A 14,123-nucleotide genomic window follows, 5' to 3' on the forward strand; every position below is an offset into this window, starting at 1 on the left:
ACGTAAAAAAATGAAACGTGTTCAGTCTGATTTCAGATTAAAACTTAAAGATTACTACACTGGTGTGTCTTGTGGCGGTAACAGCCTTATTCGTACCGCTATGCTAAACAATGCAGTAGAAACAGGTACCTTGATGGTCAAAAAAATGCCTAAAGGTGACTTAAGCTCGCCAGAAAAAGACGGCAAAACGGTACTCGCTTGGGCCTCTGAAAATGGCTTAGACGCTTCACCTATCGTCGCTGCACTAAACGACAGAATATAAGCTTAAAAGAATTGTTCTAGAACGAACTTGGCTTCGGCCACCGAAACGTTCAACATGGTGGGTAAGTAGCAATCTCTTTAAACAGAAGGTTATTTACCATAGGAAGACGGCCTCTTTGAGGCCGTTTTTTTTGGTTGTAAAAAAACTCATGTAAACGGCAGTGTCACATAAAATCTGAGACAAGGATGTGAGACAATATTGTTGCTCACATCCTTGTATTCTATTCACCGAGAGGTTCGGAGTACTCTTCAGTTAAAATGCTTTGAAACATGAGTCCCAGAATCCAACTCTACTTTCTTATGGCTTCAGAGTCATTTTACCTTTTACTTCACGATTCATAACTTTATTCAATGCGTCTTTGGCGTTTTCTAAAGGAACCACTTCGTCAACGACTACTTTAACTTTACCTTGCACATACCAAGTTAATAATTCTTTCATGTTATCAGCAAAGTCCTTAGGCTGATGTTGGGTAAACGAGCCCCAGAAAATCCCCATAACCGAGTAACCTTTAACCAAAGCTAAATTGACAGGAAACTCTGGAATAGTGCCACCAGCAAACCCCACCACCAATAATCGACCGTTCCAAGCCATGCTTCGTGAGCAAGCGTGAAACGTATCTCCGCCTACACATTCATATACCACATCCACACCTTTGCCGTCGGTTACTTCTTTGACTGCAGTTTTTAAGTCGGTTTCGGTATAGTTAATCAGAATATCTGCGCCGTTCGCTTTAGCCATATCTAATTTTTCTTGGGTAGAGCAAACTGCAATCACCGTGGCCCCCATTTCTTTCCCGATTTGAACCGCTGCTAAACCCGTTCCTCCAGCGGCTCCAGTCACCAATAACGTTTCACCTGGCTGAATTTGAGCGCGCTGTTTAAGCGCATGATGAGCAGTCGCGTGTGCAGTGACAAGCGCCGCGGCTTCATCATCGGGGATTTCATCTGGAATAGGCATAATGTGCGTAGCTGGGCACAATACTTTTTCGGCATATCCTCCCAACATACACATAGCAATCACTCGCATACCCTTTTTAAGGTGAGGTACGCCCTCGCCTACTTCACTAATGACGCCAGCGACTTCATTACCAGGCACGAAAGGGAACGGAGGCTTCATCTGATACAAACCTTGAACCAGCAATCCGTCTGGGAAATTAACCCCGCATGCGGTGACGTCAACAACTACATGACCTTTCTTAGCAACAGGGTCGGGTACATCTTTGTATTGTAATTTTTCAACTGGGGCAAATTCTTCACATACAATAGCTTTCATTACATTCTCCGTGAAATATCTAGTATTTCAGCAAGCCCTTTAAGGCTTGCTGTTTTATTGAGTAAGTTTTAAGGCGTATTGAGCCAAAGGTTTAACAATAGCTCCAACAGCTTGGGCTTCTTTGTTCGATGCATTGCCGTCTTCTGCTCGTTTTGCCACACCTTGAGCAATAGCCGCTAAGCGGAAGAAACTAAAAGCTAAGTAGAAATTCCAATTATCGATTTTGTCAATGCCCACCAATTTACAATAAGCGTCGACATATTCTTGTTCTTCTGGGATCCCCAGTGGTGCTCTTTCAATGCCTCCTAAGCCAGTCGCTTTACCGACATTTTCAGGTAATCGTAATTGCATACATTGATAGGCTAAGTCGGCGTATGGATGACCTAAAGTCGACAATTCCCAATCTAAAACGGCTAATATTTTAGGTTCTGAAGGGTGGAACATTAAATTGTCCATACGATAATCACCATGCACTAGCGATACTTTGCCGTCATCCTCAGGCAAATGTTTTTCTAGCCACGCAATTAATTGTTGCATTTCATGGATGTCTTGGGTCTCTGACAGCTTATATTGCTTACTCCAGCGACTGAATTGGCGCTCATAATAATTGCCTGGTTTACCGTAATCGCTCAGGCCGACTTTTTCGATATCGACACTGTGCAGCGCTGCCATGACTTCAACCATATCTTGGTACATTTGACCACGAGTTTGCGTATCAGCAATAGTGGGTAATGCGCTATCCCAAAAAACTCGCCCTTCCACATATTCCATGATGTAAAACATGCTGCCGATCACTGTCGTGTCTTCACACAGATGATAGACCTTAGCAACGGGTACACTAGAGTTTTCTAATGCAGCTAATACTTTGTATTCTCGGTCAACCGCATGTGCTGACTTAAGTAGCTTACCGGGAGGTTGTCGGCGCAATACATAAGACTGATTGGCAGTCTGCAGTTTAAAAGTGGGATTTGATTGGCCACCTGCAAATTTAGTAGCGGTTACAGGTCCTTTAAAACCTGCAACGTGTTGAGTCAAGTAATCTGCCAGAAGTTGCTCGTCTAGTTGATCAACTGAGCCTCTATCAGTCATAACATTTTCCTCTTTAATAAATTCAGACTAAGCATTAGCATCTTTAATTAAGTTTCGGCCTAGTTGCATCATATGCACTTCATCAGGGCCGTCAGCTAAACGGATAGTTCGAGCATATGCATAGGTTGCGGCCAAAATGAAATCTTGGCTAGTGCCCGCTGCACCGTGCATTTGAATGGCTTGGTCGATTACGTTACACGCCATTTTAGGGGCCACAATTTTGATCGCAGCGATGATGTTTTTACTCACTTTATTACCGTATCTGTCCATGTTGTCGGCCGCTTTTAATGTCAACAACCGAGCTTGCTCTATGTCACAATGCATTTGAGCGATCCGTTCCCGAATTGACTGTTGTTTACTCAAAGGCTGTCCAAACGCGATACGGTTTTCTACCCTTTCACATGCCAAATCTAAAGCGCGCTGTGCACAACCAATTAAACGCATACAATGGTGTATTCTACCAGGCCCTAAACGACCTTGGGCGATAGCGAAACCTTCGCCTTCACCCACTAATAAATTAGCAGCTGGCACACGCACGTTATCGAATGAAACTTCTGCATGCCCAACAGGTTCATCATAATGGCCCATAGCAGCCATAGGTCGAATGACAGTGACTCCTTTAGTATCCATAGGAACCAATATTTGCGATTGTTGTTGGTGACGGGGAGCAGAGGTGTCGGTTTTACCCATAACAACCATGATTTTGCAATTCTCGTTCATCGCTCCACTGGTATACCACTTCACCCCATTGATGACATATTCGTCACCATCGCGTGTAATTGAAGTTTCTATATTAGTGGCATCAGATGAGGCTACAGCTGGCTCAGTCATAGCAAAAGCAGAACGAATCTCACCTTCTAATAAAGGTACCAGCCATTTTTTCTTGTCTTCTTCTGAACCGTAACGCGCCAACACTTCCATATTACCGGTATCTGGAGCGCTACAGTTAAAGACTTCACTACTCCACATGACTCGACCCATCAGCTCACATAGTGGCGCATATTCTAGATTACTGAGTCCGGCACCATAAGGAAGGTATTCTTCTGGTAAAAAAAGATTCCATAGTCCTGCATCCTTAGCCTTCTGCTTAAGCGCTTCAAGCATTGGAGGGGTTGACCAACGATTTGGGTTGTTATGTACAGCGTCAATATATTCTTGTTCAATAGGATATATATGCTCATCCATAAATGCCTGTAAGCGGTTGATAAGGTCTTGGGATTTGTCAGAGTAATCAAAATTCATAGTTGTATATCCTTTAGCTAAAGGTGATGGAGTCCAGTCTATCTGGACTGTCTAAATGAGGAATATTGTTAAAACTTGCTAAACGTATTGTATTTTTGTTGAAGTAAAAATGGCTAATGCTGGTGTTGCGGACTTGCATGTTTAGCTCTATCACTTGCTTGGCATCTAAACCTAGAACCAAACTCATTAACATGGAAATCGCGCCTCCAGAACTAACGATCAAAATAGGTTTGTCTCCGCCTTGCTGGCAAACATTATGCAACGCAGCTTGCACTCGTTCTCTAAAACCTGCCCAAGTCTCTTCTAGAGATTCATCATGCAACTGATCCTCAGACCATGCATACATTGCGAGCTTTAATAACCGATAAAAATCTGCTGGCTTAGGATTCTCTGGCAACTTGCGTTGTGGATTTAGCGAGAGATAACTGTCACCAATATTTTGAAAATTAAATTCGTTAAACCCTGGGTCAATGGAAACAATAGGATTATGACTTGAGCCAACCATGATGCCTTGGGCTGTTTCTCTGTGACGAACCATATCTCCCATGAACGCATGTGAAAAAGCAATGTTTCTTGCACTGAAGTATTCACCTAACCATCGCGATTGCTGGTGACCAAGATTACTTAGTTTATCGTAATTTTTGGCTCCAAATGAAGCCTGCCCATGTCGGACCAAATAAAATTCAGACACATAATCTCCGCTCGTTCGATAACTGTTCAAATAGTATTACCAACAGAACTATTAGTTGAATTTATTATTTTAATTATTTTACATTTAGGATATCTATAATACTTAATCGAAATCTGCCACTGGAATCTGACTCTTCTACACCATATGTAGTCTAAGCTATAGAAAGAGCTATTATTCTGGCGTAATTACAAAGGTGAATTTACTGGTGAATATGTAAACGCCTTTGCATTACACTTACCTCGCAATTAACAATTTACAAACCAAACGTTTACTTTAAACCAAGATTTTTGATAAAGTTACAGGTCTGATCAGTGGGGTATTTAAGGGCGATAAATTAGAACACGGAGTCACCACTACAAATTAAATATAAGTAGCCCAAAACTAGACTAGCTTCGCTAGCATAAAGAGAATATAAAATGACACAAACTCTCCCTAAATGTTTTACACGTTCTGCCATTTCAAGCACGGTTGCTTTGTCTTTAACACTGACAAGCACTCTCGCTTTATCTCAAGAGGCAGAATCAGAAGGCCGCTTAGAAACCATAACGGTTACCGCGCAAAAAAGAGCTCAGAACCTACAAGAAGTTCCAGTATCGGTCACTGCTTTTACCGGTGATGAAATGGCCGAGGCGGTCATTAAAGACATGTATGACTTGCAAACAAATGTCCCTGGCTTAGGCGCATTTCAAAGTCAAAGTGCCACTAACTCAAGTTTTTCGATACGTGGCGTAGGTACATCATCACAAAATTTTGGACTTGAATCTTCTGTTGGTCTTTATGTAGACGGCGTGTACCGCGCTCGTCAAAACTCAATGATTAATAACCTGGTAGACGTAGCAGCGGTAGAAGTATTGCGTGGCCCACAAGGTACACTTTTTGGTAAAAACACCCCTTCTGGCGCCATACTCGTTAGTACAGTTAAGCCGAGTCATGACGGTGGCGATGGGTTTATTGAAGCAACGGTAGGCAATTATGGGTTAGTTAACTTGTCTGGGGCTGCATCAATTTCTGCGATAGAAGACGTATTGGCATTTCGTGTGACTGCTTTTGGCAGTCAACGAGATGGAACAATCAGCGATGTCAATCTAGGTGATGACATACTTAACGACAGAAACCGTTGGGGAGCACGAGTCCAAGCTTTGTACACGCCTAGCGATGACCTATCAGTTAGAGTGATTGCAGACTATTCAGAAATAGACGAAATCTGTTGTGGAGCACCGGTTCAACTTAGTAACTTTGAAGCCACTGAATTACCTGGGGTGTATGGTTCAGATGCAGCGTTGCCTACTTTAGGTGGAACGGTTTTCCCAGGTGGAGATGCCTTTTATGATAGAGAGGTAGCACTGTCATTTTTACCAGAGGCCATAATGACAGACAAAGGTTTGTCAGCCGAAATTAATTGGGATCTAGATGACAACTACACACTCGTCTCAATCTCAGCTTACCGTAACTTTGATTCTTACGATAATCTTGATACTGACTTCACGGATGCTGACCTATTTGGAACTTATAACGATTCCACTCAAGAATCATTTTCACAAGAAGTACGTTTGGATTATACCGGCGATAAAGTAAATTACATTTTAGGTGCATACTACTTTACGCAAGAGCTAGATTTGGCATATAGCCTATACACAGATAACTCTTTCAACCCTTTTTTCATGTCATCATTAGGCGGTGCATTGGATCCACTTCTTAACGGGTTAAATGATATCAGTGCCTTAACCGGTGGGTTTATTGCTCCCGCTGCTGAAGGTGCGCCTGCAGGCACTGGCTTTGATCATATTGCCCAGCAGGAACATGAAAGTTACGCTTTATTTGCTCAATTTGATTATCAATTTACTGATGAGCTGACACTAACTGCAGGTATACGTTATACAGATGAGTCTAAAGATTTAGTTACCGTATTTAGTGAAAACATGGCTAATGACCAAGAGTTTCCGACTTTCTATTCGTCCACAACCGAGTTAGCGATTGGAGCTGGCGCGGCCGGTGTAGCGCTAGGCAACATAGCTGCAGCGTTGACAACAGGACAAGCTCCTACAGCCGCGGACCTAGAAGCTATACGCCCTTTTCAAACAATAGGTTGGGGGTTTAATGCGTTAGGTGCAACAACTGCTGCTCGTCCTAACATTGTTGAGTCTATAGAAGATGACCAAATAACTGGTACAGTTAAGTTAAGTTGGCAACCTAGCCGAGACACTTTGGTCTACGGTTCATTCGGTACAGGTTATAAATCTGGCGGAACAAATACAGACCGAATAGCAGATGGTTTTGAACCATTATTTGATGCTGAGACTTCTGAGTCTTTCGAATTAGGTATAAAGAAAGACATTCAAGATTACAATTTGCGAATAAATGCAGCAGCTCACTACACTACTGTAGAGGACTTCCAAGCAAATACCTTTACAGGTAACGGCTTTAACCTGCAGAACGCCGGTGATTATGAGATTTCTGGGTTCGAAGTTGAAGCGACTTGGGTACCAATGGATAGCCTTGAGGTAAATTTTGCTTGGGCATTTGTAGATGCTGAGTACAAAACCTTCAAAGGTGGAAACTGTTGGGTAGCCTATACATTCCATACTGGCATTGACGATCCAGGCCGCCAAAATCCAACAGACCAATTCTGTGATCGCTCCGGTGACAGACCTGGTGGCGAGCCAGAAAACTACGCAGTTATTAGTGTAAAGAAAGACTTTAGCATTGCCGATGGTGTTTATAGCTATGTCCAAGGCGATTTTAGTCACACGAGCGAAGTTATTCTAGATGGAAGTAACGACCCTTACGCGATTCAAGACGCTTACAACATCGTTAACTTAAGGTTCTTCATGAACTTTGAAGAGTCCGATATGGATGTAGTCGTTTGGGCTCGGAACCTGCTTGACGAAGAGTACATCAACCGTACTAACTTTAATGCACCACTACAGACTGGTAAGTTAAATGCTTATATGGCAGAACCCGCCACCTTTGGAGTGACCGTCAAAAAACGCTTTTAACTCACTCTACAATTTACAATACGTCAACAAGCCGGCTTTAGCCGGCTTTTTAATTTCCCCTAAGTATTACTTAAGGACCTGTAAACACCGATGCATAAATGTGAGCTATATTGTTCAATCACGTTTTTTCATTAACATTTGAATAACCAATCATTTACTTTCATCTTATGTTCTTGCTAAAGTTACAGGTCTGATGAGTGAGTCTTTGGCTTCAAGGCTGTTTGGGGATTCACTGTTTGTCATTTTTTTTAACAAGAAAGTCAAAATAGAGAAACGTCAATGAATAAAAATGCGATCAATAACCTCCCGCGTGCAAGTAGAGTATTCAAGAAAACACTATTAATGTCTGCGATTTTAGGTGCTTTAAGTACCACTAGCATTCATGCCCAAGAAAGTGACACTGCTGAGGCAGACGAGGGAGGCATTGAGCGAATTTTTGTCACGGCCTCAAAACGTCAAACAGGTTTACAACAAACCCCAATAGCTGTCTCGGTAACGAGTGGCGAAACGGTAGAACAAGCCAAAGTGTTAGATATTGGCGATTTACAAGTGTTAGTGCCTACGTTAAGAGTGACACCACTTCAACGTTCAATAAACACAGGTTTTTCTATTCGTGGCTTTGGTAATGGAACGAACAATACGGGTATAGAGCCTTCAGTTGGCGTATTCATTGACGGTGTTTATCGTTCACGTGCCGCAGCTTTAATTGGTGACTTACCGAAATTACAACAGATAGAAGTATTAAGTGGCCCTCAAAGTACCTTATTTGGTAAGAATGCATCGGCCGGTGTAATCAGCGTACGTACTGGTGGTCCATCTTATGATATGGAAGGAAAAGTTGAAGCCAGCATTGGGAACTATAATCAGCAACTTGTTCGTGGTTATTTTTCAAATGGTATAACAGATAACTTAGCGTTCAGTGTATCCGGTGGCATGAATACCCGGGATGGTTATACCGATAGTATTTCTGGACTTGGAAAAATTAATGATCGTGATCGCTGGAATCTTCGTGGTCAACTTTTGTTTGAACCAACCGAAGATGCAACCTTCCGTTTTATTGCTGACTACAGTGAAATTGATGAATCTTGCTGTACCACAGCAGGTTATGAAAATGGTCCGACAGCCGCAGCTGTTCAAGCGCTTGGCGGATTGGTTACCTCTGATGAAGACCCATTCTCTTACGAATCTGCACTCAATAACGATCCAACAAACTTTGTAGAAGACGGCGGCGTTTCATTGCAAGCAGATATCGATTTTGATGGATTTACATTTACATCGATTTCAGCCTACCGAATTAACGACTCTGGTTTCAAAAATGACGTTGATTTTACTTCATTGGATATTCTTATTGAAGAAGCTAACGTTGAAATTGACACCTTTACTCAAGAATTCCGTTTAACCTCTACAGGTGATACTAAGCTTGATTGGATGGTGGGTGCGTTTTACTTCGACGAAAATGTAGATACCACTGGTGACGTATTAACATACGGCACTATGGCAAGACCTTATTTTGATGTATTGAATTCATTTACGCCTTCAACAAATGGACTATTTGATACCCTAGAAGCGCTGTATCCAGCACTTAACCCCGGGGATATATTAGGAGCTGGTAGTACAATAGGTAACGACTTTATCCAAAAGAACGAAGCCTATTCGTTATTTGTTAACTTTGATTACCACATAACCGATGACTTCACTGCTACTTTAGGAGTCAGTTACACCAAAGATGAAAAAGACATCACCCTTGAATCTGAAAATACCGACGCAATTTCTCAGGTTGATTTTAACAATGATTTAACTGTTTATGGTGTGCCACTTTACCAAGTATTTATGGGTCAAGGAATGTCTGAAGCCGTGGCTTTAGGTACAGTTGAAGCATTGAAAGCATTCCAGTTTCAACCACAAATGTTAGAATTACCCAATGACGCTGAAGCTAATTCGACTAGTGATGACAAGATCACTTGGTCACTTCGTGGTGCATATACGATTAACAAAAATGTGAACGTCTTCGCAACCGCAGCTACAGGCTTTAAAGCTTCATCATGGAATTTGTCTCGTGACTCACGTCCATTTCCTTCAGATCAAGCCGCAATTGAAGCTATCCCTAGCTTACAATTACCTAATCAATCTTACGGTACACGTTATGCAGCTCCTGAAGAAGCCACTGTATATGAGTTAGGCATAAAGTCGAACTTCTCAAACGTGTCATTTAACGCCACAATTTTTGACCAAACGATAGAAGGTTTCCAATCAAGTACCTTCTTAGGAACAGGTTATGTGTTATCTAATGCGGGTGAACAAAATACTCGAGGCATAGAATTTGATTCTACTTTCCGTGCGACAGATGAATTAACCTTAACTCTAGCGGGTACTTTCTTAGACCCTGAGTATGTGTCATTCGTTGGTGGACAGGATGAAAATGGCCCTGCCGATCTATCAGGTACATCAGTGCCTGGTATCCATGAACAAAGTATTGTTGCCGGTGCCAAATATGACTTTGAGTTTGATAACGGAATGTACGGATATGTGCGAGCCGATTATATCTACGAAAGCGAAACTCGAGTCGTAGGTAATATAAACCCAGATGTGACCCGTGAAGTTAACACCCTAAACCTAAGTACGGGTCTAAACTTTGAAAACGGCGTAACTTTGCAGTTTTACGTACGTAACGTAACCAATGATGAGTATTTCCTTTCAGCGTTCCCACGTCCTATTCAATCTGGAAGCATACAAGTTTATCCAAATCAGCCAAGAACATTTGGCGCAAGTATTTCCTACATGTTTGAATAAACAACTAAACGTTAAGACTTAAGCCGGCACTTCGCCGGCTTTTTTAATTGCAAAATACAACTGAAACTAGAAAGTTTCAGTTGCCTTCCCTCCCCCTTTAAAAGTAAAACAAACTCCAGTTATGCGGTGACCTTTTGCTTTTAAACGCCTATATAGGTTCAAGCTCCTCAAGCTAACTCTCAATTGTTTATCAGCTGTGCGCCTGTGTTCGCTTTGTGTCCGCTATGTGTGCGGTCACCACTATCCATCCAAACAGAAATGGTAACTTATTGTTATTTATAACTATTTAAGTTTGGCAAGGCCTTTGCAGTGCATGCCATATGGAACAAAAATTGTTGAGAAATATCGGTAACCGATAAAGTGTTTGAGGACAATACAGTGAATATAAGAAGTACATCTGGACAAGATAGAGCCATAGAAAAAGCCACTATTCCTTACAGAAAAACCATAGTGAGCATTGCTTTGTTAGTAATAGGTGTCATCGCATTAGTTTACGCATGGCCAAGTTTGTCTCGGCTATTTAGCGCTAACCAAACTATATCTCAAGCACAATTACGCTTTGCTAAAGTGCAAATCGGCGACTTACAGCGTGACGTGTCTGTTCAAGGAAAAGTTATTGCTGCCAATAGTCCAACCGTGTTTGCCCCCTCTTCTGGTATTGTGAGCTTAAAAATCAAAGCAGGAGATAAAGTACAAGAAGGGCAAGTATTAGCATCAATTTATAGCCCCGAACTGACAAACCAACTTTCCCAAGAAGTGTCAACCTATGAACAATTAGGGATAGAGGTAGGCCGTCACAAAATTCAGATAAAAAGTTCACTGCTTAATAACCAACAAGCCATTGAACTTGCGTTGGTTAATTTGGAAGCATCTAAAGTAGAGAAAAACCGCGCGGAATTGAGTATTCAGGACTCATTGATAAGTCAACGGGAACTGGAAGAAAAAGTCGCAGTGTTTAAAAGAGCCGACCTTGCCTACCGCCATGCATTACAAAATCATCAATTACAAAAAGAAACAATGGAGTTCGACCTCAAAAGCAAACAATCCCAACTCGAACGTCAGGAATTTGTAGTAACAGACCTACGTAGGCAAGTGAAAAATTTGTCTATCACCTCTCCTACCAGTGGAATCATCGGTAGTGTCAACATACGTGAAAAAGACACGGTTGCGCTCAATGCGCCCCTTCTTACCATTATTGACCTGAGCATTTTTGAAGTGGAAGTCATGATCCCCGAAAACTATGCAGATGATTTAGGCATTGGTCTTAAAACAGAAATAAATTTCAACGGCCAAACTCACCTAGGTGAGGTGACCGCTATTTCACCAGAAGTATTTGAAGGACAGGTAGTTGGCCGTATCCGTTTCGAAAAATCTGACGTAGCAGGGTTACGCCAAAATCAAAGAGTCACGGCCAGAGTGTTAATTGAATCTAAAGAAAACGTACTTAAGGTAAAACGAGGCGCATTTGTTGAATCAGGTGGCGGACGTATCGCCTATGTCGTCAACAATCAAAGTGCCCGCAAACGCAGTATTCAGCTAGGCGCCAGAAGCATAGGCGAAGTGGAAGTGTTAAGCGGCCTCGAACAGGGAGATGAAATCATCATATCGAGTATTTCCCAATTTAATGCAAGCGAATTAATCAATATTACTAATTAGTCACAATGATGGCAGGAGAACTTACATGTTAAAAATGGAAAACGTTAGCAAAATTTATCGTACCAACTTAATCGAAACCCATGCGTTGCGTAAAGTTGACTTGCACATCGGAGCCGGCGAATTTGTGTCAGTAACCGGACCTTCAGGGTCAGGTAAAACCACTTTTTTGAACTTAGCGGGCTTGCTAGAAACCTTTGAAGAAGGCGATTTTTATTTAGATGGTCAAAACGTTAAAGGCCTAAACGACAATCAACTTTCAGAGCTAAGAAATGAAAAAATAGGATTCATTTTTCAAAGTTTTAACCTTTTGCCAGAATTACCTCTATTTGACAATGTAGATGTCCCACTACGTTATAGAGGTTTTAACGCCAAAGAACGCAAAGACCGTATCGAAAATGCCCTAGAAATTGTTGGTTTGTCGTCACGCATGCAACACCTTCCTACGCAACTTTCGGGTGGGCAACAACAACGTGTTGCCATCGCTAGAGCAATTGCCGGTCAACCCAAGTTTTTGCTTGCAGACGAACCGACCGGTAATTTGGACTCATTAATGGCGCAGCAAGTTATGGAGCTGCTAGAAAAAATTAATCAACAAGGCACCACCATTATTATGGTGACTCATGATGATCAACTTGCCCGCAGATCACATCGTAATATCCAGATATTTGACGGTCAGGTCAGTGACTTAGCCCAAGACCAAACCGACGTATTAATTAAATCAGAGTAGGAGCCTAAAATGTTTGCCTATAATCTAAAGTTGGCTTTTAAAAGCCTCAACGATAGACCTTCCTTGACTATTCTGATGGTAGCGGCCATAGCCGTCGGTCTGGGTTTATTTATGACTATGTTAACCTTAAGTCACCAAGCTGGGAAAATACCCATGCCACACATCAGTAAACAGATTCATTTGGTGCAATTAGACAATCGCGAAGTGACAGCGGATGAAGCGGAAAATTTCAACCAGATGGTAGATCTCACCTACCAAGATACTCAAAATTTACTCAAGCTACCTAGCTCAGGTGTAGAACAAACTTTAGCATGGAATACCAATGGTATTTTAAATGTCGAAGAGCAAGAAATTCAGCCACAACGTTCGTCAGTAGTGGCAACAAATCAGGCGTTTTTTACCATGTTCGAAGTGCCATTTTTATATGGCAAAGGTTGGGATAGCGATGCTGATCAATTTTCTCAAGCGGTCATTGTATTAAGTAAAAAAAGCAACGACTATTTGTTTGGTGGCATCAACAGTGTTGGTAAACAAGTGCGACTGAACACTCATGTGTTAACCGTTATAGGTGTACTAGACGACTGGTTTTTAGCGCGAAAATTCTATGACCGCAGTTATTATCAAGCTTGGCCCGACCAAGCATTTATTCCCAGCAATTTTGCGTTTGATAGCGACTTACCCCGTAACGCCCGATTTGACTGTTGGTCAACTACCACTAATCCAGGTAAATTTCGCACTAACTACCTAACTGAATTAAAAACCTCTGAATGTGCATGGATCACCTTCTGGGCGAAACTTCCCAACCATAATTTGGAGGACTATAAAACCCAGCTTGGTCAATATATCGACTCCCAAAAACGTCTAGGTCGTTTTCCCCGGGAAAACCAATATTTTTTAACCAACATAAACGATCAACTTGAGGTGATTAGTAAAATGATCGGAAGAGAGCAAATGCTCGGTGTAATTAGTTATATGTTTTTCGCAGTGTGTCTTATTAACGCGGTCAGTATCTTACTGGCCAAGTTTATGCGTCGTACCAAAGAAGTCAGCTTACGTAGAGCGTTAGGCGCCAAAAAACGCACTATTTTGCAGCAGCATCTAATCGAAGTAGTTTTTATTGGCATCATTGGCGGATTATTCGGCATTTTGTTCAGCTACATTGGTTTGCAAGCCATGTTGCGAGTCAGTTTGTACGCAAGTGATTATGTGCGCACTGCCGCAGACCTCATGCCTTATCACCAGATGGACTGGGAAATGATAATGATGGCATTTACTGTATCGGTTAGCTGTACCCTACTAGTGGGTTTATATCCGATATGGCGCATTTGTAATGTTTCGCCAGCCAGTCAACTAAAAGCTCAATGATTGATTTATCTCTTTACTTTTCCTCTTTATACA

The 14,123-nt window shown here is 41.9% G+C and carries 10 protein-coding genes; 6 read left to right on the forward strand and 4 right to left on the reverse strand.

The window, feature by feature from the left end:
* Positions 1-262: DUF3718 domain-containing protein (locus ABJK37_RS09375; RefSeq protein ID WP_348352393.1), on the forward strand; the 262-nt coding region annotated here is incomplete at its 5' end.
* Between the two features lie 297 nt (positions 263-559).
* On the opposite strand, the gene ABJK37_RS09380 is transcribed toward ABJK37_RS09375, so the two are convergent.
* Genes ABJK37_RS09380 through ABJK37_RS09395 form a run of 4 tightly spaced genes read right to left on the reverse strand, consistent with a single transcriptional unit; the run spans position 560 to position 4,556 of the window.
* On the reverse strand, positions 560-1,534 hold the full coding sequence (locus tag ABJK37_RS09380) for an NADPH:quinone oxidoreductase family protein (protein WP_348352395.1): 975 nt from the start codon (positions 1,532-1,534) through the stop codon (positions 560-562).
* Between the two features lie 54 nt (positions 1,535-1,588).
* The gene (locus ABJK37_RS09385; RefSeq protein ID WP_348352397.1) at positions 1,589-2,623 is read right to left on the reverse strand and encodes a phosphotransferase; all 1,035 of its coding nucleotides are present in this window, start codon (positions 2,621-2,623) and stop codon (positions 1,589-1,591) included.
* Positions 2,624-2,650: 27 nt separating this feature from the next.
* Positions 2,651-3,865, reverse strand: coding sequence for an acyl-CoA dehydrogenase family protein (locus tag ABJK37_RS09390; protein WP_348352399.1), 1,215 nt, complete (start codon positions 3,863-3,865; stop codon positions 2,651-2,653).
* A 13-nt stretch (positions 3,866-3,878) separates the two neighbouring features.
* Entirely contained in the window at positions 3,879-4,556 is a 678-nt protein-coding gene (locus tag ABJK37_RS09395; RefSeq protein ID WP_348352401.1) for a histidine phosphatase family protein, read from the reverse strand.
* 416 nt (positions 4,557-4,972) lie between these two features.
* Here ABJK37_RS09395 and ABJK37_RS09400 point away from each other — a divergent pair, with 416 nt between their 5' ends.
* The 5 genes from ABJK37_RS09400 (at position 4,973) to ABJK37_RS09420 (ending at position 14,090) form a co-directional block, all read left to right on the forward strand.
* Positions 4,973-7,552 (forward strand): TonB-dependent receptor, encoded by a 2,580-nt coding sequence (locus ABJK37_RS09400; protein ID WP_348352403.1) that lies wholly within the window; start codon positions 4,973-4,975, stop codon positions 7,550-7,552.
* Between the two features lie 279 nt (positions 7,553-7,831).
* The gene (locus ABJK37_RS09405) at positions 7,832-10,342 is read left to right on the forward strand and encodes a TonB-dependent receptor (RefSeq protein WP_348352405.1); all 2,511 of its coding nucleotides are present in this window, start codon (positions 7,832-7,834) and stop codon (positions 10,340-10,342) included.
* Between the two features lie 378 nt (positions 10,343-10,720).
* Positions 10,721-11,998 (forward strand): efflux RND transporter periplasmic adaptor subunit, encoded by a 1,278-nt coding sequence (locus ABJK37_RS09410; protein WP_348352407.1) that lies wholly within the window; start codon positions 10,721-10,723, stop codon positions 11,996-11,998.
* Positions 11,999-12,023: 25 nt separating this feature from the next.
* Positions 12,024-12,725 (forward strand): ABC transporter ATP-binding protein, encoded by a 702-nt coding sequence (locus ABJK37_RS09415; protein ID WP_348352409.1) that lies wholly within the window; start codon positions 12,024-12,026, stop codon positions 12,723-12,725.
* A 9-nt stretch (positions 12,726-12,734) separates the two neighbouring features.
* Complete coding sequence (locus ABJK37_RS09420; RefSeq protein ID WP_348352411.1) at positions 12,735-14,090, forward strand: ABC transporter permease; 1,356 nt, start codon at positions 12,735-12,737, stop codon at positions 14,088-14,090.
* Positions 14,091-14,123: the final 33 nt, after the last annotated feature.

This window comes from Paraglaciecola sp. (assembly GCF_039964565.1).
Lineage (GTDB): Bacteria > Pseudomonadota > Gammaproteobacteria > Enterobacterales > Alteromonadaceae > Paraglaciecola.

Coding starts and splice junctions, on each gene's coding strand:
- ABJK37_RS09380 (WP_348352395.1), bottom strand. CDS start 1,534: ATGAAAGCTATTGTATGTGAAGAATTTGCCCCAGTTGAAAAATTACAA.
- ABJK37_RS09385 (WP_348352397.1), bottom strand. CDS start 2,623: ATGACTGATAGAGGCTCAGTTGATCAACTAGACGAGCAACTTCTGGCA.
- ABJK37_RS09390 (WP_348352399.1), bottom strand. CDS start 3,865: ATGAATTTTGATTACTCTGACAAATCCCAAGACCTTATCAACCGCTTA.
- ABJK37_RS09400 (WP_348352403.1), top strand. CDS start 4,973: ATGACACAAACTCTCCCTAAATGTTTTACACGTTCTGCCATTTCAAGC.
- ABJK37_RS09405 (WP_348352405.1), top strand. CDS start 7,832: ATGAATAAAAATGCGATCAATAACCTCCCGCGTGCAAGTAGAGTATTC.
- ABJK37_RS09415 (WP_348352409.1), top strand. CDS start 12,024: ATGTTAAAAATGGAAAACGTTAGCAAAATTTATCGTACCAACTTAATC.
- ABJK37_RS09420 (WP_348352411.1), top strand. CDS start 12,735: ATGTTTGCCTATAATCTAAAGTTGGCTTTTAAAAGCCTCAACGATAGA.